Source organism: Streptomyces sp. NPDC029044, assembly GCF_040637495.1.
Lineage (GTDB): Bacteria > Actinomycetota > Actinomycetes > Streptomycetales > Streptomycetaceae > Streptomyces.
The window spans coordinates 13406-37151 of record NZ_JBEZWN010000047.1 but is presented as its reverse complement, the minus strand read 5'-3'; the positions used below and the strand labels follow the sequence as shown (position 1 = coordinate 37151).

20 protein-coding genes are annotated in these 23746 nt (G+C 72.3%); 3 read left to right on the top strand and 17 right to left on the bottom strand.

Annotation, left to right across the window (positions count from 1 at the left end; all coding sequences use genetic code 11):
- Positions 1 to 5: 5 nt before the first annotated feature.
- From der to aroH, 5 genes are all read right to left on the bottom strand, one after another.
- Positions 6 to 1502 (bottom strand): ribosome biogenesis GTPase Der, encoded by a 1497-nt coding sequence (gene der, locus AB0E85_RS29145; RefSeq protein WP_361933139.1) that lies wholly within the window; start codon positions 1500 to 1502, stop codon positions 6 to 8.
- A gap of 78 nt (positions 1503 to 1580) precedes the next feature.
- On the bottom strand, positions 1581 to 2228 hold the full coding sequence (locus AB0E85_RS29140; protein ID WP_361933137.1) for a lysophospholipid acyltransferase family protein: 648 nt from the start codon (positions 2226 to 2228) through the stop codon (positions 1581 to 1583).
- The gene (gene cmk, locus AB0E85_RS29135) at positions 2225 to 2905 is read right to left on the bottom strand and encodes a (d)CMP kinase (RefSeq protein WP_361933135.1); all 681 of its coding nucleotides are present in this window, start codon (positions 2903 to 2905) and stop codon (positions 2225 to 2227) included. Before cmk ends, AB0E85_RS29140 begins: the two co-directional genes overlap by 4 nt.
- Positions 2906 to 3022: 117 nt before the next feature.
- Entirely contained in the window at positions 3023 to 4108 is a 1086-nt protein-coding gene (locus AB0E85_RS29130; RefSeq protein ID WP_361933132.1) for a prephenate dehydrogenase, read from the bottom strand.
- A complete protein-coding gene (aroH, locus tag AB0E85_RS29125; protein ID WP_361933129.1) occupies positions 4105 to 4467 on the bottom strand; it encodes a chorismate mutase in 363 nt (120 codons plus the stop codon). Before aroH ends, AB0E85_RS29130 begins: the two co-directional genes overlap by 4 nt.
- A 179-nt stretch (positions 4468 to 4646) precedes the next feature.
- Between aroH and AB0E85_RS29120 the strand changes: the two genes are divergently transcribed.
- Positions 4647 to 5087 (top strand): Rieske (2Fe-2S) protein, encoded by a 441-nt coding sequence (locus AB0E85_RS29120; RefSeq protein WP_361933127.1) that lies wholly within the window; start codon positions 4647 to 4649, stop codon positions 5085 to 5087.
- Positions 5088 to 5111: 24 nt separating this feature from the next.
- Here AB0E85_RS29120 and AB0E85_RS29115 read toward each other — a convergent pair whose 3' ends face one another.
- From AB0E85_RS29115 to AB0E85_RS29065, 11 genes are all read right to left on the bottom strand, one after another.
- The gene (locus tag AB0E85_RS29115) at positions 5112 to 6128 is read right to left on the bottom strand and encodes an ADP-ribosylglycohydrolase family protein (RefSeq protein WP_361933125.1); all 1017 of its coding nucleotides are present in this window, start codon (positions 6126 to 6128) and stop codon (positions 5112 to 5114) included.
- The gene (locus AB0E85_RS29110; RefSeq protein WP_361933122.1) at positions 6125 to 6844 is read right to left on the bottom strand and encodes an NUDIX domain-containing protein; all 720 of its coding nucleotides are present in this window, start codon (positions 6842 to 6844) and stop codon (positions 6125 to 6127) included. The genes AB0E85_RS29115 and AB0E85_RS29110 overlap by 4 nt, the downstream gene beginning before the upstream one ends.
- 63 nt (positions 6845 to 6907) lie before the next feature.
- Positions 6908 to 7969 (bottom strand): pseudouridine synthase, encoded by a 1062-nt coding sequence (locus tag AB0E85_RS29105; protein ID WP_361933119.1) that lies wholly within the window; start codon positions 7967 to 7969, stop codon positions 6908 to 6910.
- Positions 7969 to 8658 (bottom strand): SMC-Scp complex subunit ScpB, encoded by a 690-nt coding sequence (gene scpB, locus AB0E85_RS29100; RefSeq protein ID WP_361933116.1) that lies wholly within the window; start codon positions 8656 to 8658, stop codon positions 7969 to 7971. The genes AB0E85_RS29105 and scpB overlap by 1 nt, the downstream gene beginning before the upstream one ends.
- A complete protein-coding gene (locus AB0E85_RS29095) occupies positions 8655 to 9746 on the bottom strand; it encodes a segregation/condensation protein A (protein WP_361933197.1) in 1092 nt (363 codons plus the stop codon). Before AB0E85_RS29095 ends, scpB begins: the two co-directional genes overlap by 4 nt.
- A 792-nt stretch (positions 9747 to 10538) precedes the next feature.
- Positions 10539 to 11138: a hypothetical protein gene (locus tag AB0E85_RS29090; protein WP_361933113.1), complete on the bottom strand. Its 600-nt coding sequence runs from the start codon at positions 11136 to 11138 to the stop codon at positions 10539 to 10541.
- The gene (locus AB0E85_RS29085; RefSeq protein WP_078625596.1) at positions 11123 to 12250 is read right to left on the bottom strand and encodes a ParA family protein; all 1128 of its coding nucleotides are present in this window, start codon (positions 12248 to 12250) and stop codon (positions 11123 to 11125) included. The genes AB0E85_RS29090 and AB0E85_RS29085 overlap by 16 nt, the downstream gene beginning before the upstream one ends.
- A gap of 425 nt (positions 12251 to 12675) precedes the next feature.
- Complete coding sequence (gene ald / locus AB0E85_RS29080; protein WP_361933109.1) at positions 12676 to 13800, bottom strand: alanine dehydrogenase; 1125 nt, start codon at positions 13798 to 13800, stop codon at positions 12676 to 12678.
- A gap of 138 nt (positions 13801 to 13938) precedes the next feature.
- Positions 13939 to 15978 carry a tetratricopeptide repeat protein gene (locus AB0E85_RS29075; RefSeq protein WP_361933106.1) on the bottom strand — a complete coding sequence of 680 codons (2040 nt, stop codon included), beginning with the start codon at positions 15976 to 15978 and terminating at the stop codon, positions 13939 to 13941.
- A gap of 270 nt (positions 15979 to 16248) precedes the next feature.
- On the bottom strand, positions 16249 to 16875 hold the full coding sequence (locus tag AB0E85_RS29070; RefSeq protein WP_359637805.1) for an NUDIX hydrolase: 627 nt from the start codon (positions 16873 to 16875) through the stop codon (positions 16249 to 16251).
- Between the two features lie 94 nt (positions 16876 to 16969).
- Positions 16970 to 18628, bottom strand: coding sequence for a CTP synthase (locus AB0E85_RS29065; RefSeq protein ID WP_107458074.1), 1659 nt, complete (start codon positions 18626 to 18628; stop codon positions 16970 to 16972).
- Between the two features lie 528 nt (positions 18629 to 19156).
- On the opposite strand from AB0E85_RS29065, the gene AB0E85_RS29060 reads away from it, so the two are divergent.
- The gene (locus AB0E85_RS29060) at positions 19157 to 20959 is read left to right on the top strand and encodes a glycoside hydrolase family 15 protein (RefSeq protein ID WP_361933194.1); all 1803 of its coding nucleotides are present in this window, start codon (positions 19157 to 19159) and stop codon (positions 20957 to 20959) included.
- A 21-nt stretch (positions 20960 to 20980) separates the two neighbouring features.
- On the opposite strand, the gene AB0E85_RS29055 is transcribed toward AB0E85_RS29060, so the two are convergent.
- Positions 20981 to 21937: an LLM class F420-dependent oxidoreductase gene (locus tag AB0E85_RS29055; RefSeq protein ID WP_361933104.1), complete on the bottom strand. Its 957-nt coding sequence runs from the start codon at positions 21935 to 21937 to the stop codon at positions 20981 to 20983.
- A gap of 125 nt (positions 21938 to 22062) precedes the next feature.
- Here AB0E85_RS29055 and AB0E85_RS29050 point away from each other — a divergent pair, with 125 nt between their 5' ends.
- The gene (locus AB0E85_RS29050; RefSeq protein WP_361933101.1) at positions 22063 to 23742 is read left to right on the top strand and encodes a PucR family transcriptional regulator; all 1680 of its coding nucleotides are present in this window, start codon (positions 22063 to 22065) and stop codon (positions 23740 to 23742) included.
- Positions 23743 to 23746 lie beyond the last annotated feature (4 nt).

The following is a 23746-nucleotide window of genomic DNA, read 5'->3' as shown; positions in this document are numbered from 1 at the left end:
GCGCGCTACTTCTTCTTGCCGCGCTTCTCGCGCACCCGCACGGAGATGTGGATCGGCGTCCCGTCGAAGCCGAACTCCTCGCGCAGCCGGCGCTCGATGAAGCGCCGGTAGCCCGCCTCGATAAAACCGGAGGCGAACAGCACGAACCGCGGCGGCTTGGTGCCCGCCTGCGTGCCGAACAGGATGCGCGGCTGCTTGCCGCCCCGGACGGGGTGCGGGTGCGCGGCGACCAGCTCACCGAGGAAGGCGTTCAGCCGGCCTGTCGGGACCCGGGTCTCCCAGCCCGCCAGGGCCGTCTCGATCGCCGGGACCAGCTTCTCCATGTGCCGTCCGGTGCGTGCCGAGACGTTCACCCGCGGTGCCCACGCCACCTGGCCGAGCTCGGTCTCGATCTCCCGCTCCAGGTAGTAGCGGCGCTCCTCGTCGAGGGTGTCCCACTTGTTGTACGCCATGACGATCGCGCGGCCGGCCTCGACGGCCATGGTGACGATCCTCTGGTCCTGCACCGAGACGGACTCGGAGCCGTCGATCAGGATGACCGCGACCTCCGCCTTCTCGACGGCGGCGGCCGTGCGCAGCGAGGCGTAGTAGTCGGCGCCCTGCTGGAGGTGGACCCGCTTGCGGATGCCCGCGGTGTCGACGAACTTCCAGGTGACGCCGCCGAGTTCGATCAGCTCGTCGACCGGGTCGCGGGTGGTGCCCGCCAGCTCGTTGACGACGACGCGCTCCTCGCCCGCCACCTTGTTCAGCAGGGAGGACTTGCCGACGTTGGGGCGTCCGATGAGGGCGATGCGGCGCGGGCCGCCGACGCCGCCCCCGCCGAACGTCTCGCGCGGCGCCTCGGGGAGCACCTCAAGGACCTGGTCGAGCATGTCGCCGGTGCCGCGGCCGTGCAGCGCGGAGACCGGATGCGGCTCCCCCAGGCCCAGCGACCACAGGTAGGCCGCGTCGGCCTCGCCGCTCGGGCCGTCCACCTTGTTGGCGCAGAGCACGACCGGCTTGCCGGCCTTGCGCAGCAGCCGGACGACGGCCTCGTCGGTGTCGGTGGCGCCGACCTTGGCGTCGACGACGAAGACGACGGCGTCGGCGGCCTCGATGGCGTACTCGGCCTGGGCGGCCACGGAGGCGTCGATGCCGAGGACGTCCTGCTCCCAGCCGCCGGTGTCGACGACCTTGAAGCGGCGGCCCGCCCACTCGGCCTCGTAGGTCACCCGGTCGCGGGTGACGCCGGGCTTGTCCTCGACGACGGCCTCGCGGCGCCCGATGATGCGGTTCACCAGAGTCGACTTGCCGACATTGGGGCGGCCGACGACGGCGAGGACGGGCAGCGGGCCGTGCCCGGCCGCCTCGATGGCGCCTTCGACGTCTTCGAGGTCGAAGCCCTCCTCGGCGGCGAGCTCCATGAACTCCGCGTACTCGGCGTCGCCGAGCGCCCCGTGGTCGTGCTCGTACGCGCCGTCGGGGGCGGCGTCCGAGCCGTCGGGCTGGATGTGGTCGTTCATGAAGTCCGTACCTCGTAGTTCATCGTGGTGGTCGGTGGAGTACCCGCTGTTCCGGGCTGATCCACTACTCAGTGTCGCCTAGCGCCCGGTGAGGCGCCTGGCGTTTTCCAGGTGGGCCGCGAGCTGCTTCTGGATGCGCCCGGTCGCCTCGTCCAGCGCCTTGCGCGTCCGGCGGCCGCTGCCGTCGCCCGCCTCGAAGGGCTCGCCGAAGACGACGTCGACGCGGGAGCGCAGCGGAGGCAGCGCCTTTATCAACCGTCCGGGCTTGCCGGAACTTCCCAGCACGGCCACCGGGACGATCGGGGCGCCGCTGCGCACCGCGAAGTACGCGAGGCCGGCCCGCAGCGAGGCGAAGTCGCCCTCGCCCCGGGTGCCCTCCGGGAAGATGCCGAGCACGCCGCCGCCCGCCAGGACGCCCAGCGCGTGGGTGATCGCCGTGCGGTCGGTGGTGTCGCGGTCGACCTTGACCTGCCCGATGCCGAGCAGGAAGGGGTCCAGCGGCCCGATGAACGCTTCCTTCTTGATCAGGAAGTGCGTCGGCCGGGGCGCCACGCCCATGACCATCGGGCCGTCGATGTTGTGGGAGTGGTTGACCGCGAGGATCACAGGTCCGCTCGCGGGCACCCGCCAGGCGCCGAGCACGCGTGGCCTCCACAACCCGTACATCAGGCCGACGCCGATGCGCCGCCCGACCTCGGCACCCCGCGCCGAAGGCAGATCGGTCACTTTCCGGCCCGCTTCTCCTCGACGAGGGTGACGACGCACTCGATGACCTGGGCCAGCGTCAGTTCGGTGGTGTCCACCTCGACGGCGTCGTCCGCCTTGGCGAGCGGGGAGGTCTTGCGGCTGGAGTCGGCGGCGTCCCGCTTGATCAGGGCCTCGCGGGTGGAGTGGACGTCGGAGCCCTTCAGCTCGCCGCTGCGGCGGGCGGCGCGCGCCTCCGGGGAGGCGGTGAGGAAGACCTTGAGGTCGGCGTCGGGCAGCACGGTGGTGCCGATGTCCCGGCCCTCGACGACGATGCCCTTCTCCGCGGAGGCGGCGATCGAGCGCTGCAACTCGGTGATCCGGGCGCGCACCTCGGGCACCGCGCTGACCGCGCTGACCTTGGAGGAGACCTCCTGGGTGCGGATCGGGGCCGCCACGTCCACGCCGTCGACCGTGATGGCCGGGCCGTCCGGGTCGGTACCGGAGACGATCTCGGGCTTGCCCGCGGCGGCGGCGATGGCGGAGGGGTCGTCGATGTCGATGCCGTTGCTCACCATCCACCAGGTGATCGCCCGGTACTGGGCGCCGGTGTCCAGGTAGCTCAGCCCGAGCTGGGCCGCCACGGCCTTCGAGGTGCTCGACTTGCCGGTGCCGGCGGGGCCGTCGATGGCGACAATCACTGGCGTGGCGCTTTCCACAGTTGGGGACCTTCCTGAACCGGGCTCGGCGGGGTGAGGGCGCGTCTGCCCCGCACAAGGTTACTGGGTTCGCGTCACTCGTCCGGCCGCGCGTCGGCCGGTCCCGTCCGGCACGCCCTACTGACGGATCGCCCAGCCCCTCTCGCGCAGCGCGGCGCTCAGCACCGGGGCCGCCTTGGGCTCCACCATCAGCTGCACCAGACCGGCCTGCTGCCCCGTCGCGTGCTCGATCCGCACGTCCTCGATGTTGACCCCGGCCAGACCCGCGTCGGCGAAGATCCGGGCCAGCTGTCCGGGCTGGTCGTCGATGAGCACGGCCACGACCTCGTAGGCCCGGGGCGCGGACCCGTGCTTGCCGGGGACGCGGACCTGCCCGGCGTTGCCGCGCCGCAGCACGTCCTCGATCCCGCCGGCGCCCTCGCGGCGCTTGTGGTCGTCGGAGGACTGGAGGGCGCGCAGGGCCCGTACGGTCTCCTCCAGGTCGGCGGCGACGTCCGTGAGCAGGTCGGCGACCGGCGCTGGGTTCGCGGAGAGGATGTCGATCCACATCCGGGGGTCGGAGGCGGCGATCCGCGTCACGTCGCGGATGCCCTGCCCGCACAGTCGCACGGCGGACTCCTCGGCGTGCTCCAGCCGCGCGGCGACCAGGCTGGAGACCAGGTGGGGCATGTGGGAGACGAGGGCGACGGCCCGGTCATGGGCGTCGGCGTCCATGACGACCGGCACGGCCCGGCAGTGCGAGACCAGCTCCAGGGCCAGGTTCAGCACCTCGGTGTCGGTGTCCCGGGTCGGGGTCAGCACCCAGGGGCGGCCTTCGAAGAGGTCGGCGCTCGCGGCGAGCGGGCCGGACTTCTCGCGGCCCGACATGGGGTGCGAGCCGATGTACGCCGACAGGTCGAGGCCGCGTCCCTCCAGCTCGCGGCGCGGCCCGCCCTTGACGCTGGCGACGTCGAGGTAGCCGCGTCCCGCACCGCGGCGGACGGCGTCGGCGAGCACGTCCGCCACGTGCGCGGGCGGGGCGGCGACGATCACGAGGTCGACGGGCCCGTCCGGCGCCTCGTCCGTGCCGGCGCCGAGGGCGGCGGCCGTACGGGCCTGCTCCGGGTCCGGGTCGGCGAGGTGCACGGTGACGCCCCGCTGGGCCAGGGCCAGCGCGGCCGACGTGCCGATGAGGCCGGCTCCGATGACGAGTGCGGTCCTCACTGGGCGATGTCCTTGCGCAGGGCGCCCGCGGCGCCGAGGTAGACGTGGGCGATGTCGGCGCGGGGCCGGCCGGACTCGACGTGCGCGAGGACCCGGACGACACGCGGCATGGCGCCCTCGACGTCCAGCTCCTGGGCGCAGATCAGCGGCACGTCGACGATGCCCAGCTTGCGGGCGGCCGCCGCCGGGAAGTCGCTGTGCAGGTCGGGCGTGGCCGTGAACCAGATGCTGATCAGGTCGTCGGCGGCGAGATCGTTGCGTTCGAGGATCTCCGTGAGCAGGGCTCCGACCTGCTCGTCCATGTGCCCGGCCTCGTCCCGTTCGAGTTGGACGGCGCCCCGGACCGCTCGTACCGCCACGGCGATGCTCCTTGCTGACGTGCGTGTCGCTCTACGTCCGACCAGCCTAGTCAGCCCGCGCGGACCGGGTGCGCGGCGCCCGCTCGCTGAGACGCCAGGATCGATACCTTTGACCAAGTTCAGTGCAAAGATGATGCAAATGCCGTTTTGGTCCCTTTTGCGCTTTCCGGAGTGACGACATGACCCACGAGACCACACGCCGCACGGTTCTCCTCGCGACGGGCGCCACGGGCGCGGCGGCGCTCGTCGCGGCCTGCGGCGGCGGGGGCGACGACAACGGTTCCGAGTCGACGAGCTCCCCCACCGGCCAGGACGCGACGAGCGCCCCCGCCGGCCAGGTCCTGGCCAACATCGACGAGATCCCGGTCGGCGGCGGCAAGATCTTCAAGGACGAGGAAGTCGTCGTGACCCAGCCGGAGCAGGGCCGGTTTAAGGCCTTCTCGGCGATCTGCACCCACCAGCGCTGCACGGTGGGATCCGTCTCCGACGGCACGATCAACTGCCCTTGCCACGGCAGCAAGTTCAAGATCGCCGACGGCGCGGTGTCCCAGGGCCCGGCGACCCGGCCGCTGCCCGCCGAGCAGATCACCGTGGAGGGAAACGCGATTCGCCTGACGTGAGGACCCGTCGGCCGCTCTGCGGTGTCACGCGTCCCACAGCGCCCCGAGGGTCAGCAGGTCGCTCCGGTACTCGACGCGGTCGGCCCATTCGGTGGGCCAGGCCTCCGCACCCAGGTATGCGCCCGCGAAAGCGCCCGTCAGGCAGGCGATCGAGTCCGAGTCGCCGGCGGTGCAGGCGGCGCGGCGCAGGGCCGTGACCGGTTCGTCGACGAAGAGCAGGAAACACAGCAGCCCGGTCGCCAGGGCCTCCTCGGCGATCCAGCCCTCGCCGGTGGCCAGACACGGGTCGGTCTCCGGCGAGACGGTGCGCACGGCGTGCCGGAGCCGTTCGAGGACCTCCAGGCACTCGTCCCAGCCGCGCGCGATGAACCGCTCGGGGCTCGGGTCTCCGGCCCGCCGCCACAGGTCGCCGAGCCAGCGCTCGTGGTAGCGGCCGCGGTTCTCCAGGGCGTAGGAGCGGAGCAGGCCGATCAGCCCGGTCGGCTCGGCGCCCTGCGCGAGCAGACGCACGGCGTGCGCGGTGAGGTCGGAGGCGGCGAGCGCGGTGGGGTGCCCGTGGGTGAGGGCGGACTGCAACTGGGCGGCGCCCGCGCGCTGTTCGTCACTGAGGCCGGGGACGAGACCCAGGGGCGCGACGCGCATGTTGGCGCCGCAGCCCTTGGATTCGATCTGACTGGCGTCCTGCCAGGGGCGGTCCTGCTCCAGCAGCGCGCAGGCTCGCAGACAGGTGTTGCCGGGGGCTCGGTTGTTCTCCGGAGAACGATTCCAGGCGATGAACTCCTGACGTACCGCCTCGGACATCCCCTGGGGCCCGAGCACGCCCCGGTCCATCGCTGTCCGTATCCCCCGCCCGAGCGCCAGCGTCATCTGCGTGTCGTCGGTGACGATCGCCGGGGCCGGAAGGCGCATCTGCCGCCAGGGCCCGCACTTGGCCAGGATCGAGGGGACGTCGTTGAACTCGGTCGGAAAGCCCAGCGCATCCCCGAGGGCCAGGCCCGTGAGCGCTCCGGTGGCGGCTTGCTTGTGGACGAGCGTGGTCATGCGGGGCGTCCTTCCCGGGTGGGCCGGAGGAGAGGCGGGTGGAGGGCGGTGGCGGTTCCGGCGCGGTACAGAGCGGCGGGTTTGCCGCGGCCGCCGGTCAGTCGCGCGGCGCCCGGGACGGCTTCGACGAAGCCCGGCGTGGCGAGCACCTTGCGCCGGAAGTTGGGCCGGTCCAGCTCGGTACCCCACACGGTCTCGTAGACCTGCTGGAGCTCGCCGAGGGTGAACTCGGGCGGGCAGAAGGCGGTGGCGAGGCAGGTGTACTCGAACTTGGCGCCGACGCGGTCGTGAGCGTCGGTCAGGATGCGGTCGTGGTCGAAGGCGAGCGGACCCGCCGTGCCGTACGGCACCCAGTCGGCCCGGGCCGCGTCGCTGCCGCCGTGCACCTCGGGAGCGTCGGGCAGCAGGGCGGCGAAGGCGACCGACACCACCCGCATCCGGGGGTCGCGGCCGGGCTCGCTGTACGTCCGCAGCTGCTCCAGGTGCAGCCCCGAGACGTCGGACAGACCGGTCTCCTCGGCGAGTTCGCGCCGGGCGGCCGTCTCCGCGGACTCGTCCGGCCGCAGGAATCCGCCGGGCAGGGCCCGGCGCCCGGCGTACGGCTCCTGTCCGCGCTCGACGAGCAGCACGTGCAGCGCGTCCTCCCGGAGGGTGAACACGGCCAGATCGACGGTGACGGCGAAGGGTTCGTGGGCGTACTTGTCGTAGCCGTCCACGCAGCAGCACCCCCTTTAATAGTCAGCACGACTATAAAAGGGGGTGCGGGTCGCTCACAAGGTCTAGAGGTCGACCTCCTGCATCAGCATCCCGACCTCGGTGTTGGACAGCCGCCGCAGCCAGCCCGACTTCTGGTCGCCCAGGGTGATCGGCCCGAAGGCGACCCGGACCAGCTTGTCGACCGGGAAGCCGGCCTCCGCCAGCATCCGGCGCACGATGTGCTTGCGGCCCTCGTGGAGGGTGACCTCGACGAGGTAGTTCTTGCCGGTCTGCTGGACGACCCGGAAGTGGTCCGCGCGGGCGTAGCCGTCCTCCAGCTGGATGCCGTCCTTGAGCTGCTTGCCCAGGTCGCGCGGGATGGGGCCGACGATGTGCGCGAGGTAGGTCTTCTTCACACCGTACTTCGGGTGCGTCAGCCGGTGGGCCAGCTCACCGTGGTTGGTGAGCAGGATGACGCCCTCGGTCTCGGTGTCGAGCCGGCCGACGTGGAAGAGCCGGGTCTCGCGGTTGGTGACGTAGTCACCGAGGCACTGCCGGCCCTCCGGGTCCTCCATCGTCGAGACGACACCGGCGGGCTTGTTCAGCGAGAAGAACTGGAAGCGCTGCGTGGCGACGGTCAGCCCGTCGACCTTGATCTCGTCCTTCTCGGGGTCGACGCGCCGCCCCTGCTCCAGGACGATCTCGCCGTTGATCTCGACCCGGGCCTGCTCGATCAGCTCCTCGCAGGCCCGCCGGGAGCCGAAGCCCGCCCGGGCGAGGACCTTCTGAAGCCGCTCGCCCTCCTGCTCGGCGCCGGGGAAGGTCTTGGGCAGCTTGACCTCCTTCTTCCCGGCGTACCGGTCGCGGTTGCGCTCCTCGACCTGCGCCTCGTACTCGCGCGGGCGCGCCGGGGCCGTACGCCCCTGCCTCTGGGGCTGCTTGGGCCCGCCCTTGGCGCCGCCTCGGGCGGAGCCGCCCCGTCCGGACTTGGGACCGTCCTTGGTCGCCCCGGGGCCCACGTCGTAGCGGCGCTCCTCGGGGCGGGGCTTGCTGGGGCGGCCCTGCCCCTGCTTCTGGTCCCTGTTGTTGCCGGCGCCGCGGTGGTTACCGCGTCCGCCGCTCTTGCCGCTGCCGCTGCTTCGCATCAAAGTTCCGTCTGGTCGTCTTCGTCGTCGGTACCCGGGGTGGCCGGGCGGCTGCCCGGCACGTCGTCGTCAGGCGCGTCCGGGTCGAACGACGGTACGCCTTCCTGGGTCTCGGCCTCGATCGCCTCCGCCTCCGGGAGGAAGGGCGCGAGCTCCGGGAGCTCGTCCAGACCGCGCAGGCCCATCCGCTCCAGGAAGTAGTTCGTCGTCCTGTACAGGATCGCACCTGTTTCGGGTTCCGTGCCCGCCTCCTCTATGAGACCGCGCTGGAGGAGGGTGCGCATGACCCCGTCGCAGTTGACTCCGCGGACGGCCGAGACCCGGCTGCGGCTGACCGGCTGCCGGTAGGCGACGACGGCCAGGGTCTCCAGGGCGGCCTGGGTGAGACGGGCCTGCTGGCCGTCCAGGACGAAGCGCTCGACGGCCGGCGCGAAGGCTGCCCGGGTGTAGAAGCGCCAGCCGTTCGCGACGTACCGCAGCTCGAAACCGCGGCCCTGGACGGTGTACTCGTCGGCCAGCTCGCGCAGGGCGTCCGCGATCTGGCGCCTGGGCCGCTCCAGTATCTTCGCGAGGTGCTCCTCGGTCGCGGGCTCGTCCACCACCATGAGGACGGCCTCCAGGGCGGGCTTGAGGTCGAGATCGGCGACACTGCGCGTCCCGGCCGGCAGATCGGTCGTTCGCTCGCTCACGCCTTCTTCTCCTCCTTCGGCGGCTCGGGCGGCCGGTCGAACTCGTCGGTGACGGTCGGTGCCTCGTCCCCGTCCCCGCCGGTCCACCGCACGAGCAGGTCCCCGAGCGCGGTCTCCTGCTCCAGCGCGACGGCCTTCTCGCGGTACAGCTCCAGCAGCGCGAGGAACCTCGCCACGACCGTCAGGGTGTCGTCGGTGTCCGCCACGAGGTCCCGGAAGCCGGCCTCACCGAGCTCTCTGAGCCGGGCCACGACGATCTGCGCCTGCTCCTGCACGCTGACCAGCGGGGCGTGGATGTGGTCCACGTAGACCTGCGGCTTGGGCCGCGGCTGCATCGCCTTCACGGCGAGCTTGGCGAATCCTTCCGCCCCGATGCTGATGACGACGTCGGGCAGCAGCTCGGCGTGGTGCGCTTCGAGGCCGACGGTACGGGGGTAGCGCCGGGCCTCGTCGTCGAGGCGGCCGCTGAAGATGTCGGCGATCTGCTTGTACGCGCGGTACTGCAACAGCCGGGCGAACAGCAGGTCCCGCGCTTCGAGCAGCGCGAGATCGCCCTCGTCCTCCACCTCGGCGGCGGGCAGCAGACGCGCGGCCTTCAGATCGAGCAGGGTCGCGGCGACGACCAGGAACTCGGTCGTCTCGTCCAGGTCCCAGTCCGGCCCCATCGCCCGGATGTAGGCCATGAACTCGTCGGTCACCTTCGACAGCGCGACCTCGGTGACGTCCAGCTTGTGCCGCGAGATCAACTGCAACAGCAGATCGAAGGGCCCCTCGAAGTTGGCGAGCCGGACCTTGAAGACCCCGCCGTCCGCCTGAGCCTCGGCGTCACGGCCCGGGGCGGGCGCGGAAGCCCTCTCGGCCGCGGTCGCCGCATCCGCGGCCGGCGTCCCGGCAGCAGCCCCACTCAGCTCCCCCACGAACCCCGGCCCGGCAGCACCCGCAGGCGACGCGACGGACTCGGCCGCGCCCGCAGCCGGCGCAACGGGACCGGAGGTGCCGGCGAGCGGTGCCGAGGTCCCGACCGTCTCCACCGGCCCAAGGGCCTCGGAGGTGCCGGCGGGCGGTGCCGAGGCCCCGGCCGTATCCACCGGCCCAAGGGCCTCGGAGGTGCCGGCGAGCGGTGCCGAGGTCCCGACCGTATCCACCGACCCAAGGGCCGTGGCCGCCGCTTCCGCAGGCAACGCCTCCGGCCCGGACGCGTCCACCGACTCAGGGGCCGTGCCAGTCAGAGAGCCGGCCGACGACGCCACAGGCCCGGCGCCGCGCGGCGACAAGCCCGGCTCGGGCACCGGCCCACCCGCGCCCGCAGACCGCCCGAGAGGCTCGGCCACGTCCACAGGCGGCGCCCAGGGACCGGCCGCGTCCGCAGCCGACGCCAAGGGACCGGAGGTGTCCACAGGCGGTTCCATGGGCCGGGCCGTGCCCGCAGGCCGCGCAACCGGTCCAGCCGCCTCCGCAGGCAACGCCTCCGGCCCGGACGCGTCCACCGACTCAGGGGCCGTGCCAGTCAGAGAACCGGCCGACGACGCCACAGGCCCGGCGCCACGCGGCGACAAGCCCGGCTCGGGCACCGCGGCGGCCGCGCTCGCGGGCGGCGCTCCGTACCGGACCGGCTCCGATTGCGGCTCGGCCGGAGGAGCCTTCCCGTCGCTCTCCGCGGGAGGCATGGGCGACTCGGCCGCCTCGCTCCCGGGCCGCTCGGCCCGCGGAGCCGCGGGACCGGCCTTCTCCGGGGCAGGGGTCGGCTCGACCTCCTGCGGCTCAGCCGGCGGAGCCGTCCGCGGAGCCCCCGGCCCCCTCCCCAGCGCACGCCGGCGGCCGGCCGGGCCGCCGGGGGGAGGTGGGGAAGCGTTCGAGGTCATGGCCCCCGCAGGCTACCGCTACCGTCCGCGCAGTCGTCGTACGAGGATGCTGGCGTCTCCGCGGGTCTCCAGGTCGGCGAGGACCACCGCGACCGCCTCGCGGACGATGCGCCCGCGGTCGACGGCCAGGCCGTGCTCGCCGCGGAGCACCAGACGGGCGTGCTCCAGGTCCATGAGCTCCTCGGCCGACACGTAGACCGTGATCTTCTCGTCGTGCCGCTCACGGCCGCTGGGGCGGCGCGAGGCGTTCCGCCCGCGCTTGCGGGGCGCGGCCCCCGCGCCCCCCGCGGCACCGGCGGCAGAACCTTCCTGCGCCGTCTGCCGACGGGCGGAGCCGGAGCGCTCGGCGGTCGCGGAACGGCTGTGCGCCTCCCCGGCCTCGGCCGGCTCCGCGTCCGCCGCGACATGTTCGGCGCCCTCGCCGTCACCGCCCTGCGCGGGCACCGACTGCGGCGCGTCCTCCGGGGCCGCTGCCGCCGCCGCGTCGCCCTCCCCCGCCGGAGCGGGCACCCGGGCGTCGCCGTTGGCCTGACGCCTGGGCTGGGACGACTGGAGCGCCATCCCCCCTGTCGTACGGAAGAGTTCGTCGGCCCCCGGCAGACTCACTCGGCGTGACACCGGGCGAGCACCTCCCTGGCGAGCTGGCGATAGGCGGCGGCACCGACGGAGTTGGAGGCGTACGTCGTGATCGGCTCACCGGCGACCGTGGTCTCCGGGAAGCGGACCGTGCGCCCGATGACCGTGTGGTAGACGTGGTCGTCGAACGCCTCGACCACACGCGCGAGCACCTCACGGCTGTGCACCGTGCGCGAGTCGTACATCGTGGCGAGGATGCCGTCGAGCTCCAGCTCGGGGTTGAGCCGTTCCTGGACCTTCTCGATGGTCTCCGTCAGCAGGGCCACACCGCGCAGCGCGAAGAACTCGCACTCCAGAGGCACTATCACCTTGTGCGCGGCCGTGAGGGCGTTCACCGTGAGCAGGCCGAGCGAGGGCTGGCAGTCGATGACGATGAAGTCGTAGTCGGGCAGCAGCGGCTTCAGGGCGCGCTGCAACGTGGACTCGCGGGCGACCTCGGAGACGAGCTGGACCTCGGCCGCCGACAGGTCGATGTTGCTGGGCAGCAGGTCCATGTTGGGGACCGCCGTCTTCAGCAGCACCTCGTCGGCCGCCATCCCCCGCTCCATGAGCAGGTTGTAGACGGTGAGGTCGAGTTCCATCGGGTTGACGCCGAGTCCGACCGACAGCGCGCCCTGCGGGTCGAAGTCCACGAGCAGGACCCGGCGTCCGTACTCCGCGAGCGCGGCACCCAGGTTGATGGTCGACGTGGTCTTGCCGACGCCGCCCTTCTGGTTGCACATCGCGATGATCTTCGCGGGGCCGTGTTCGGGCAGCGGTCCCGGGATCGGGAAGTACGGCAGCGGCCGCCCGGTCGGGCCCACACGCTCCCGGCGCTGTCTGGCCGCGTCGGGCGCGAGAGTGGCGGCGTACTCGGGGTCGGGCTCGTACTCCGCGTCGGGGTCGTAGAAGTGCCCCTCGGGCAGTTCGTCGTAGTCGGCGAAGTGGTTGTGGGGCGCGCCACTTCCGTCGCCGGCCATGGCGTTCACGTGATGGCCATCCATCTTCTGGTGTGCAGTGTGAGTCGCCTGCTGACTCTGGTGGGCTGCGAAGGTGCGCACAGCGACGGAGCCGACAGCCGCGAACCCCGCGGGCTCCTGGTCCCGTGCAGGCATTCCTGGTTGGCCACCCCCGGGAGTAAATGTCGACTCATTCACAAGTCGTCTTACCTCCTTGGTGACCAGGAAACTTCTAGACAGGTCAGCGTGGCACCATGCCGACAGCTGGCGACTCTATGGCGTGTCGGGCGTCCGCAGCAACACAATCCGCCGGACCCGGCCCGATGTGTCGGCAATGAAACATCCCGCTGTCAAGGGCGTACGGCCGTCGCACGGCAGGTTTCACCGGTGTGCGAATCGGTTGAAGGGTTACGTTCGAGGCGAGTTGCCCGAGAATCGCGAAGTGACCATACACACATCCGGCCGGACCTTGTCGGGCAAGGTCCGGCCGGATGTGCGGGGTTGACGACCCGTGTTGACGTATCGCCTTTGCCGGTTGGTTACTTAGCCGACTTACCGGCTGTCCGAGGCCGGTGGGCGGCTCAGCCGAGCAGCGAGGACAGCTCGACGTGCTCCACGCCGTGCGCCTCGGCGACCTCGCGGTAAACGACCTTGCCGTCGTGGGTGTTGAGGCCCTTGGCCAGCGCCGGGTCGCGGCGCAGCGCGTCCGCCCAGCCGTGGTCGGCCAGTTCGACGATGTACGGCAGCGTCGCGTTGGTCAGCGCGTAGGTGGAGGTGTTGGGCACCGCGCCGGGCATGTTGGCGACGCAGTAGAAGACCGAGTTGTGGACCTGGAAGGCCGGCTCGGCGTGGGTGGTCGGACGGGAGTCCTCGAAGCAGCCGCCCTGGTCGATCGCGATGTCGACAAGGACACTTCCGGGCTTCATGCGCGAGACGAGCTCGTTGGTGACCAGCTTCGGAGCCTTGGCGCCGGGGATCAGCACGGCGCCGATGACGAGGTCGGCCTCCAGGCAGGCCTTCTCCAGCTCGAAGGCGTTCGAGACGACGGTCTGGATCTTCGTGCCGAAGATCTTGTCCGCCTCGCGGAGCTTGTTGATGTCCTTGTCGAGCAGGGTCACGTGGAAGCCCATGCCGATGGCGATCTGCGCGGCGTTCCAGCCGGAGACACCGCCGCCGATCACGACGGCGCGACCGGCCAGCACACCGGGGACGCCGCCGGGCAGCACACCGCGGCCGCCGTTGGCGCGCATCAGGTGGTAGGCGCCGACCTGCGGGGCGAGCCGGCCCGCGACCTCGGACATCGGGGCGAGCAGCGGCAGCGCGCGGCTGGGCAGCTCGACCGTCTCGTAGGCGATCGCGGTGGTGCCGGACTCCAGGAGGGCGTCCGTGCACTCCTTGGAGGCGGCGAGGTGCAGGTACGTGAAGAGCGTCTGGTCCTTGCGGAGGCGGTGGTACTCCTCGGCGATGGGCTCCTTGACCTTCAGCAGCAGGTCGGCGGCGGCCCACACCTCGTCGGCGGTGTCCAGGATGTGCGCGCCCGCGGCCACGTACTCCTCGTCCAGGATCGAGGAGCCGACGCCGGCGCCGCGCTCGATGACGACCTGGTGGCCATGGCGCACCAGCTCGTGCACGCCGGCGGGGGTGATGGCCACCCGGAACTCGTTGTTCTTGACCTCGCGGGGGATGCCGACCTTCACGTCGATCACGGTCCTTGGCTCAGAGGGTATGGGGGGTCTTACTTAGACATACCCGGGCACGCACGGGCACACCGGGAGAGACCGCAGGAGAACGTGCGGCAGAGCCAGTCTAATGAAGGTGTTCTCGCTGTCTAGCCTTTCATTGCATCAATCTTCAGCTGATGCGGTACGGATTTCGCAGGCGTCTGGGTCGTTTTGAAGGTTTGAGTCGCCGAGAATCCGCTCGGCGGCGCCCCGGTGCAGTCCGGCGGAGGCGGGATCACCCAGGTGTTCCAGGGTGTCGGCGACCCGCAGATGCAGGGCGGCCTGGAGGCGCGGGTCCTCGGCACGCCGCGCCCACTCCACCGCCTCCCGGCAGGTGCGCAGCGACTCCTCGGGCCGGCCCGCGTACTCCTGGACCCGCGCCAGCTCGCTCAAGGCGCGTGCCTGGGCGGCCACGTCGCCGTTCTTGCGGTGGCCGGATACCGCCGCACGCCAGTTCCGCAGGGCCTCGCCGTAGCGGCCCGCGAAGGTGTGGGCGGCGGCGATCCGCCCGTAGAGCCGGGCGGCCTCGGCGCGCTCGCCCCGGGCGAGCCGCTCGACCAGGGCGCGGCCGAACCAGTCGGCGGCCCGGTCGTAGTCGCCGAGCTCCAGGTGCGCGCCGCCTACGGATTCCATCGCGCGGCCGGTCGCGTACGGGTCGTTCACCTCGCGCCCGGCGTCCAGCGCGGCCCGGTAGCGCGCGAGCGCCTCGGCCGTACGGCCGCTCCGGGCATCGAGATCGCCGAGGTTGAGCAGGGCGGCGGCCCGCTCGCGGGGCAGCTCGCGGCGCTCGGCCACGTCGAGGACCAGGCTGTGGATCTCGTAAAGGTCGGCGGCGGCGGCCTGGGTGCCGATGTGCGCGGCCATCGCCCGCACCAGCTGGGACATCAGCCGTCGGGCCAGGGTGTCCAGCCCTCCGTCGGCGACCGCGAGCCGGACCGAGGCCAGCAGCGCGGGCCTGGTCAGGCGCAGCCAGTCGGCGGCCGCCCGCGGGGTGGGGAAGCGCAGGGCGCGCGGCATGTCGAGGAGCTTCTGGCGCGCCTGGAGGCTGTCGGTCTCGGTGATCGCCCGGCAGGCCTGGAGCAGCCGTACGGTCCGCTCCAGCATGCGGGCCCGGGCCAGCTGGAGCTCGGCGGGGCGTTCGTGGTGCTCGGCGAGGATCCGCAGCTGGGGGTGCAGGCAACCGGGTACCTCGTACTGCGGCAGCGGGGACTCCACCGCGTGCAGGAAGCCCAGGGCGACGAAGTCGTCGAGGGTGGTGCGGGCGCTGTCGACCGAGCAGCCGACGAGTGCGGAGGCGGTCTGCGGGTCGACCAGTCCGGCCGGAGCGAGGGCGAGCAGGCGCAGCATCCGGGCGGCGCCGGGGGGCAGGGCGGCGTAGGCGAGCCGGAACACCCGGGTGAGGGCGGTGCCCTCGGTGTCCTCGGCACGCAGCTGCTTGGCGAGGTCGGAGACGGCGGCCTTGGGGCGGGCCGCGAGCCAGCCCCCCGCCAGCATCAGCGCGGCGGGCTGGCCCTGGCACTCCTCGGCGAGGCCCTCGGCGGCCCGGGGGTCGACGGTGATGCGGACCGAACCGGTGTGCCGGGTCAGGAGCTCCACCCCCGACTTGGCGTCCAGGCCGCCCAGCGTGCAGGGGCGGACGTCGGAGATGCCGGTCAGCGGGCCTTCGGACACCGCGACGACGAGGCAGTCCGGGGCGTCGGGCAGCAGGGCGTCGACCTGCTCGGCGTCGGCCGCGTCGTCCAGCAGGAGCAGGGCGCGGCGGTCCGCCAGGGCGGTGCGCAGGGCTTCGGTGAGGTCGTCCTCGCAGGCCCCGGCCGGTGCCGGCGCGTCCAGGGCGGTGAGGAGATCGCGGGCGGCGCGCCCGACGGGGACCGGGGTGCCGCCCGGCTCGGTCAGGCTCGCCCGCAGCACTCCGTCGGGGTAACGGTCCGCAACCTGCCGGACGAGTTCCCCGGCGAGTGCCGTGCGGCCCGAACCGGGCCGGCCGGCGATGAGCAGCACACGGGCGCGGGGTGCTTTGCGGCCTGCCAGGGTGTCCAGCCCGGCGCGCTCGATGTCGGCGCGCAGTTCCTTCAACTCCCGTGTGCGGCCCAGGAACTCGATCTCCCCGGCAGCGCGCCCGGCCGGCCGCACGTCGCCTGTCTCCACGACCTGATCCGCCACGGGCCACACTCCCGTCCCACCGCACACGCGAGCCCGCCGGGACTCCGGTTCGGGCGTGCCCCAGAGCCTAGTTCACGCTCTGCAACGTTCCGGGTCGAGCACGGCGGGAGGGACGGCCACTTCCCCCGATCGGATCAGCAGATGGTAGGACCGACGGCAGAAGGTCGCGCCCCGAAAGGGGCCCGGGGAACCGCGCGACGAGCCACAACGCCACCGCACCGGGCCGACGACCTCAGCGGCACCCACCCTCACGGCACCCCCAGCGGAGCGCTACGCCTCGAACGGACGGGCAGGCCAGGGAGCCAGGGCCGGGCGCAGGGCGTCCAGACCGTCACCGCCCCGGGCGGCCACCAGTGAGAGGACGCCCACGACGAGGCAGTTGTTGTGGAGCTCGCCCGCCAGCACACCCCGCACGAGGTCCTCGACCGGCACCCGGTCGAGCAGCATGTCGGCCTCTTCCTCCTCGACCGCGAAGCGCTCGCCCTCGGCCTCGGAGAGGTCACGGGCCAGGAAGATCCGGACGGCCTCGTCGCAGCCGCCGGGCGTGGTGTAGACGTCGGTCAGCACCCGCCAGTCCTCGGCCTTGACGTGCGCCTCCTCGTACAGCTCGCGCTGTGCGGCGTGCAGCGGGTTCTCGCCGGGGACGTCGAGCAGGCCGGCCGGGATCTCCCACAGCTTGTGGCGCACGGGGTGGCGGTACTGGCGCAGCACCAGCACACGGTCGTCCGCGTCCAGGGCGAGGACGGCCACGGAGCCGGGGTGGACCTGGTAGTCACGGCCGACCACGGTGCCGTCGGGCATGACCACGTCGTCGGTGCGGACGGAGGTCTTGTTGCCCACGAAGGGAGTCTGCGTCGCCCGGATCTCCCACTCCTCCGGGGCGTCCTTGATCGTCATGCCTGTCCTTCCACGTGCCGCGCGACCTGCCGAAACGAAACCGGGGTGCACACCCTTTGAAGGGATGCACCCCGGCCACCGTACAACTGGTGTGTTACTTCGAAGTCTTCCGCTCGACCGAGGCCTTGACGAGCCCGGCGAACAGCGGGTGCGGGCGCGTCGGGCGCGAGCGCAGCTCCGGGTGGGCCTGCGTGGCGACCAGGTACGGGTGGACGTCGCGCGGGTACTCGACGTACTCGACGAGCTTGCCGTCCGGCGAGGTGCCGGAGAACAGGATGCCGGTCTGCTTCTCCAGCTCGGCCCGGTAGGAGTTGTTCACCTCGTAGCGGTGCCGGTGGCGCTCCTCGACGTACTCCTTGCCGTCGTACACCTCGCGCACGATCGAGCCCTCGGCGAGCTTGGCCGGGTACATGCCGAGCCGCATGGTGCCGCCCATGTCACCCTCACCGGCGACGATGTCGAGCTGCTCGGCCATGGTGGAGATGACCGGGTGGGAGGTGGCCGGGTCGAACTCGGTGGAGTTGGCGTCGGTGATGTCGGCCAGGTTGCGCGCGGCCTCGATCACGATGCACTGGAGGCCGAGGCAGAGGCCGAGCAGGGGAATCTTGTTCTCGCGGGCGTACTTGATCGCGCCGACCTTGCCGAGCACACCGCGGTCGCCGAAGCCGCCGGGGATGCAGATGCCGTCGACGTCGCCGAGCTGCGCCGCCGCGCCCGCCGGGGTCTTGCAGTCGTCGGAGGTGACCCACTTGATCTTCACGCGGGCCCGGTTGGCGAAGCCGCCGGCGCGCAGCGCCTCGGTGACCGACAGGTAGGCGTCGGGCAGGTCGATGTACTTGCCGACCAGGGCGAGGGTGATCTCGTGGTCGGGGTTGTGGACGCGGTCGAGCAGGTCGTCCCAGGTCGTCCAGTCGACGTCGCGGAACGGCAGGTCCAGCTTGCGGACGACGTAGGCGTCCAGGCCCTCGCCGTGCACGGTCTTCGGGATGTCGTAAATCGAGCGGGCGTCGGGGCAGGCCACGACGGCGGCCTCGTCGACGTCGCACATCAGCGAGATCTTCCGCTTGATCGCGGTGGGCACCTCGCGGTCGCAGCGCAGCACGATCGCGTCCGGCTGGATACCGATGTTGCGCAGGGCCGCAACCGAGTGCTGGGTGGGCTTCGTCTTCAGCTCACCCGAGGGGCCGATGTACGGCAGGAGCGAGATATGGACGACGAAGACGTTGTCACGGCCGACCTCGTGACGGACCTGGCGGACGGTCTCCAGGAACGGCAGCGACTCGATGTCGCCGACCGTGCCGCCGACCTCGGTGATCACGACGTCGACCTCGTCCGTCGCCATGCGGCGGATGCGGTGCTTGATCTCGTTGGTGATGTGCGGGATGACCTGCACGGTGTCACCCAGGTACTCGCCGCGCCGCTCCTTGGCGATGACGGTGTTGTACACCTGGCCGGTGGTGACGTTCGCGGAGCCGTCGAGGTCGCGGTCGAGGAAGCGCTCGTAGTGGCCGATGTCCAGGTCGGTCTCGGCGCCGTCGTTGGTGACGAACACCTCACCGTGCTGGAAGGGGTTCATCGTGCCCGGGTCCACGTTCAGGTACGGGTCGAGCTTCTGCATCACGACGCGCAGACCGCGGGCCTTGAGCAGCATGCCGAGGCTGGAGGCCGTCAGGCCCTTGCCGAGCGAGGAGGCGACACCCCCGGTGACGAAGATGTGCTTGGTCGTCGAATTACGAAAAGCGGCGGGCGGCATGGCCAAGACGGGGCTCCCGTGGTCGCGGTCTGGGGGTGCGGTGCGGCTGCCCACCGGAGAACTCCGGGGTGCCGTCGCTGCGGTTCGGGGGTTCCCTGTCGGGAAGGGGCCCACCGGTCCACGGGCTACCAGCGTATCAGCGCCGCGGGGCGACGGCTTCCGGCCACGCTCCGCACACATCTCGACACAGAGATGGCCACACTCACCGCTTCCTCACCCGTTGCTCACTCGTTCGGCGTACTCCCCTTGTCCGGACGGGCACCCGGATCATCCGCCTGCGTCGTATCCTGCTCGGACACTCGCTGCCGAGCCCGTCCGGCCCCACGGCACCACCCACCGCCCGTAACCACCGGAACAACGTGAGCTCGGCAGTTCGTTGAGCAACAATGGGCGCTTTGCGTCACGGCTGAGTGACCTGTTTTGCTTCATCGCTCAACGACGCATTTGCAAGACTTGCTGAAACCCCCCTTGACCGCACTAGCGACAGCCCCCTCGTGGGGTGACGTGGCCGTTCGACTGGAGTTGCACGTGGCCGGGCGCATCGAAGACTACGCACTCATCGGAGACATGCAGACCGCTGCCTTGGTCTGCCGGGACGGCACAGTCGACTGGCTGTGCCTGCCCCGCTTCGACTCGCACGCCATCTTCGCCGGCCTGCTGGGCACCGAGGAGCACGGCTTCTGGCGGCTCGGCCCCGCGTACGCCTCCGACCAGCAGCCCCCCACCGCCGCGCGGCGCAGCTACCGGGGCGACTCGCTGATCCTGGAGTCCGAGTGGGACACCCAGCGGGGCACGGTCCGGGTGACGGACTTCATGCCGCCGCGTGACGGCGCCCCGCAGCTGATCCGGATCGTGGAGGGCGTCTCGGGCCGCGTGCCGATGCGCTCGGCGCTGCGGATGCGGTTCTCCTACGGACGGGTGGTGCCGTGGGTGCACAAGCACGAGGGGCGCACGGTGGCCGTCGCGGGCCCCGACTCCGTGTGGTTCGACACATCCGCGGAGACCTACGGCAAGTCGCTGACGACGTACGCGGACTTCACGGTCGCGCCGGGTGACCGGATCGCGTTCACGATCTCCTGGCAGCCCTCGCACAAGGAGCCGCCGCCGCTGCCCGAGCCCGAGCAGTCGCTGGAGGCGACGGAGGACTTCTGGCGCGAGTGGGTCGACCACTGCACGTACCACGGCCCCTACCGCGAGGCCGTGGTCCGCTCGCTGATCACGCTGAAGGCCCTGACGTACGCCCCGACCGGCGGCATCGTCGCCGCGCCCACCACCTCCCTGCCGGAGGACATCGGCGGCGTCCGCAACTGGGACTACCGCTACACCTGGCTGCGCGACGCGGCGATCACGCTGTCCTCGCTGCTGCGCACCGGCTACCGCGAGGAGGCCCGCGCCTGGCGCGAGTGGCTGCTGCGGGCGGTCGCCGGCGACCCGGAGAACCTGCAGATCATGTACGGCATCGCCGGTGAGCGCGAGCTCGGCGAGGCGGAGCTGGACTGGCTTCCGGGCTACGAGAACTCCGCCCCGGTCCGGGTCGGCAACGGCGCGGCCCACCAGCTCCAGCTGGACGTGTACGGCGAGGTCACCGAGGCCCTGCACCTGGCCCACATGACGGGCCTCGCCCGCAACGACTACGCCTCGCTGCTCCAGCTGAAGCTGATCCGCTACCTGGAGGACCACTGGCAGGAGCCGGACGAGGGCATCTGGGAGGTGCGCGGCCCGCGCCGCCACTTCGTGCACTCCAAGGTGATGGCCTGGGTCGCGGTCGACCGCACGATCAAGCTGATCGAGTCCGGCGACGCGGACGGCCCGCTGGAGCGCTGGCGCGAGCTGCGCGACGACATCCACCGGGACGTGTGCGAGCGGGGCTACGACAAGGAGCGCAACACCTTCACACAGTCCTACGGCTCCAAGGAGCTGGACGCCTCCCTGTTGCTGATCCCGCAGATGGGCTTCCTGCCGCCGGACGACAAGCGCGTCATCGGCACGATCGAGGCGATCCAGCGGGAGCTGTCCACGTCGGACGGCTTCATCCTGCGCTACCCGACCACCAGCGGCGACGAGAACGTCGACGGTCTGCCCGGCGACGAGGGCGCGTTCCTGGCCTGTTCGTTCTGGATGGCCGACGACCTGGCGATGATCGGCCGCGTGGACGAGGCCCGCAAGCTGTTCGAGAAGCTGCTGTCCCTGCGCAACGACCTCGGTCTGCTGGCCGAGGAGTGGGACCCGCGCCTTCAGCGCCAGGTCGGCAACTTCCCGCAGGCCTTCAGCCATGTGCCGCTCATCGACACGGCACTGCGTCTGACGGCTTCGGGGGCGTACGGCGGCTGAACCGGGCGGCCCGCGGGGGTCTCACTCCGGCCTGAGGGCCGTGAGCGTGCGCTCCCCCGCGGGATCACCGGCCGTGGCCGGGACCAGGGCTATCTCGTCGAGTCCGGCCTCGGCGTAAGCGGCGATGCGGGCACGGACGGTGTCGGCGTCCCCGACGAGGGCAACCGTGCCGGCGGCCTCGGGCGGCAGTGCCCGCAGCAGGGTGTCGGCGTCGGCGCCCTTGGCGGCCAGCTCCACGACCTCGGCGAACCCCGCGTCGACGAACATGTCGCTGTAGCCCGGCACCGCGAGGTAGCCGACGACGCTGCGCAGGACCTGCGTGAGCGTCTCCGGTTCCGGATCGACGGCGGCGGGGAGCCAGGCGGCCAGCCGCGGCGGCGTACGGTCCGCCTCCTCGGCGGCCGCGAGCATGCGGCCGCGCAGCATGCGGACCTGCTCGGGCGAGACGAGGTCGAGCAGCATCCGGTCGGAGTGCGCGACGGCGGCGGCGACGGCCCGCTCCCCGAACGCGGCGACGGTGACCATGCCTCCGGGCGGCGGCAGGCGGCGCGGGAAGCCGCTGCCGGGCACGATCGGTTCGCCCGGCACGCTGTCCATCAGCGCCCGTACGGCCGCCGCCGACTCCGCGAGGGCCGCCGCGGGCCGGGTGCGTGGCCGGCCGTGCACGCCTTCGACGACCCGCTTGCTGGAGGTGCCCAGGGCCACGCCTACGGGCCGGCCGGTGACGGCCGCGGTGGAGGCGGCGCCGCGGACGATGGTGAGCGGATCGCGCACCGACACCGGTACGGGCCCGGCGGTCAGCGTGGCCCGCTCGGTGGCCGCGCCGATCGCCGCCGCCAGGACGAACGAGTCCCATGTGGGCCCCTCGCCCGCCCAGACCTCCCGGTACCCGAGCCGGTCGGCGAGCACCGCGACCCGCAACGGCTCCTCGACCGGACTGTCGTCTTCCCGACCTACCGCCACCACGCTCATGTCCATGACGGCGCCCGTACCCGGCCGATCACCCGCTAATCCGGGGAGATGCGGGGCGGATTCCGGGAGGTGATCATTCCGGTGCCCGCCGAAGATGTCCGGGAGGCACCCGCCCGGGTAGCGTCCGGACCATGGACAGCGGTACGGACAGCGGTTACGACACCCAGGGCGCCGGGATCACCGTGCAGCGGGCGCTGGAGCTGCCGGGGCTGCGCAGCGGACTGCCCGAGGTGCTGGCGGGTGCCGAGCGGCTCGGGCGGACCGTGCGCTGGGTGCACGCCGGCGAGGTGCCGCACATCGCCTCCCTGCTCAAGGGCGGCGAACTCCTGCTGACCACGGGCTACGGCCTCGGCACCCGCCCCGCCGAGCAGCGGGCGTTCGTACGCACCCTGGCCGAGCGCGGCATCGCGGCCCTGGTCGTGGAGCTCGGTCCGCGCTTCACCCGGCTGCCTGCTGCCCTCGTCGACACGGCACGCTCCGCCGGGCTGCCGCTCGTCCAGCTGCACCGCGAGGTGCCCTTCGTGACGGTCACGGAGGAGGTGCACACCGAGATCGTCAACGGCCACTACGCGCTGCTCCAGCGGGCCGAGGAGGTGCACCGGCGGTGCACACAGGCCCTGCTGAGCGGCGGCGGGGTGCCCCAAGTGCTGGGCATCCTCGCGGACTTCGCCGGAAACCCCGTCTTCCTGGAGACGGCGGACGGGCAGTTGCTGTACGCGGCCGGGTCCGGGCCCGAGGGCGCGGACCCGCTCCAGGTGTGGGAGGGGCTGCGCGGCCAGCACAGGGACGAGCCGCCGCTCGCGGGGTCGGTGCTCGTGGACGTGCCGGGCGGCGGGCCGGGCAGCGGGGGCGTGCGGGCGCGGCTCATCCTGTTGCCGGTGCGGACTCCCCTGGCGCCGGTGCACCGGATGGCCGCCGAGCGGGCCGCGGGCATCCTGGCCGTGGTGCTGATGCAGGCCCGGCAGGAGGAGGAACTGGCGGCGCGCGGGCGCGGCGACTTCCTCACCGACCTCGCCGAGGGCCGGGTCACGGCCGAGGACGCCCCGGCGCAGGCCCGCGTGCTGGGTTTCCGGCCGGGCAGCGGCCCGCTGCTGCCGGTGGTCATGCGGCTCGGGGACGCCCTGTCCCCGGACGGGGGCGGTGCCCGCTCCGGCGGGGCCGAGAGCGGGGGTGGCTGGGCGGTGCTGGCCCGGGCGGTCTCGGAGGAGCTGGCGTCGGTGGGCGTGCCGGTGCTGCTCGGGGTGCGGCCGCTGGAGGGCCGGGTACTGGTGCTGCTCGGGCTGCGCGCGGAGTCGGAGCGGGCGGCGGTCGCGGACCGGGTGGCGGCGGCGCTGCGGGCCGGTGTGGGCCGGGCGGGGCTGCCGCGGCCGGGCGGGCAGCCGCCCGTGATGGTCGTGGGGACGCCCGGCGGCTGGCCGGCGGCCGCCTCGGGCCTGCGGCACGCGGCCGAGACGGCCACGGCGGCCCAGGGCCTGCCGGACCGGCCCTGGTACGACGCCCGCCGTCTCGACATCGACCTGTTGCTGTGGCGGCTGCGCGACCACGAGGACCTGGCGGCCTTCGTCGACCGCGCCCTCGGCCCGCTGCTGGAGCACGACCGCCGCTCCCGGCCGCCGCTGCTGCCCACCCTCACGACCTACCTCGCCCACGCGGGACGCAAGGCGGAGACGGCCCGCGAGCTGCACCTGAACCGGCAGACCCTGTACAACCGCCTGGCCCGCATCGGGGAGTTGCTGGGCACGGACCTCGACGACCCGCAGACGGTCCTGGCCCTGAGCCTGGCCCTGCGGGCCCGCAGGCACGTGCCGTAAGGGC

Excerpts from the sequence above, each read along its gene's own strand:
- AB0E85_RS29070 (WP_359637805.1), bottom strand. The coding sequence starts at position 16,875 with ATGACGATCAAGGACGCCCCGGAGGAGTGGGAGATCCGGGCGACGCAG.
- AB0E85_RS29050 (WP_361933101.1), top strand. The coding sequence starts at position 22,063 with ATGGACAGCGGTACGGACAGCGGTTACGACACCCAGGGCGCCGGGATC.
- der (WP_361933139.1), bottom strand. The coding sequence starts at position 1,502 with ATGAACGACCACATCCAGCCCGACGGCTCGGACGCCGCCCCCGACGGC.
- AB0E85_RS29120 (WP_361933127.1), top strand. The coding sequence starts at position 4,647 with ATGACCCACGAGACCACACGCCGCACGGTTCTCCTCGCGACGGGCGCC.
- AB0E85_RS29055 (WP_361933104.1), bottom strand. The coding sequence starts at position 21,937 with ATGGACATGAGCGTGGTGGCGGTAGGTCGGGAAGACGACAGTCCGGTC.
- AB0E85_RS29065 (WP_107458074.1), bottom strand. The coding sequence starts at position 18,628 with ATGCCGCCCGCCGCTTTTCGTAATTCGACGACCAAGCACATCTTCGTC.
- AB0E85_RS29115 (WP_361933125.1), bottom strand. The coding sequence starts at position 6,128 with ATGACCACGCTCGTCCACAAGCAAGCCGCCACCGGAGCGCTCACGGGC.
- AB0E85_RS29105 (WP_361933119.1), bottom strand. The coding sequence starts at position 7,969 with ATGCGAAGCAGCGGCAGCGGCAAGAGCGGCGGACGCGGTAACCACCGC.
- AB0E85_RS29085 (WP_078625596.1), bottom strand. The coding sequence starts at position 12,250 with ATGCCTGCACGGGACCAGGAGCCCGCGGGGTTCGCGGCTGTCGGCTCC.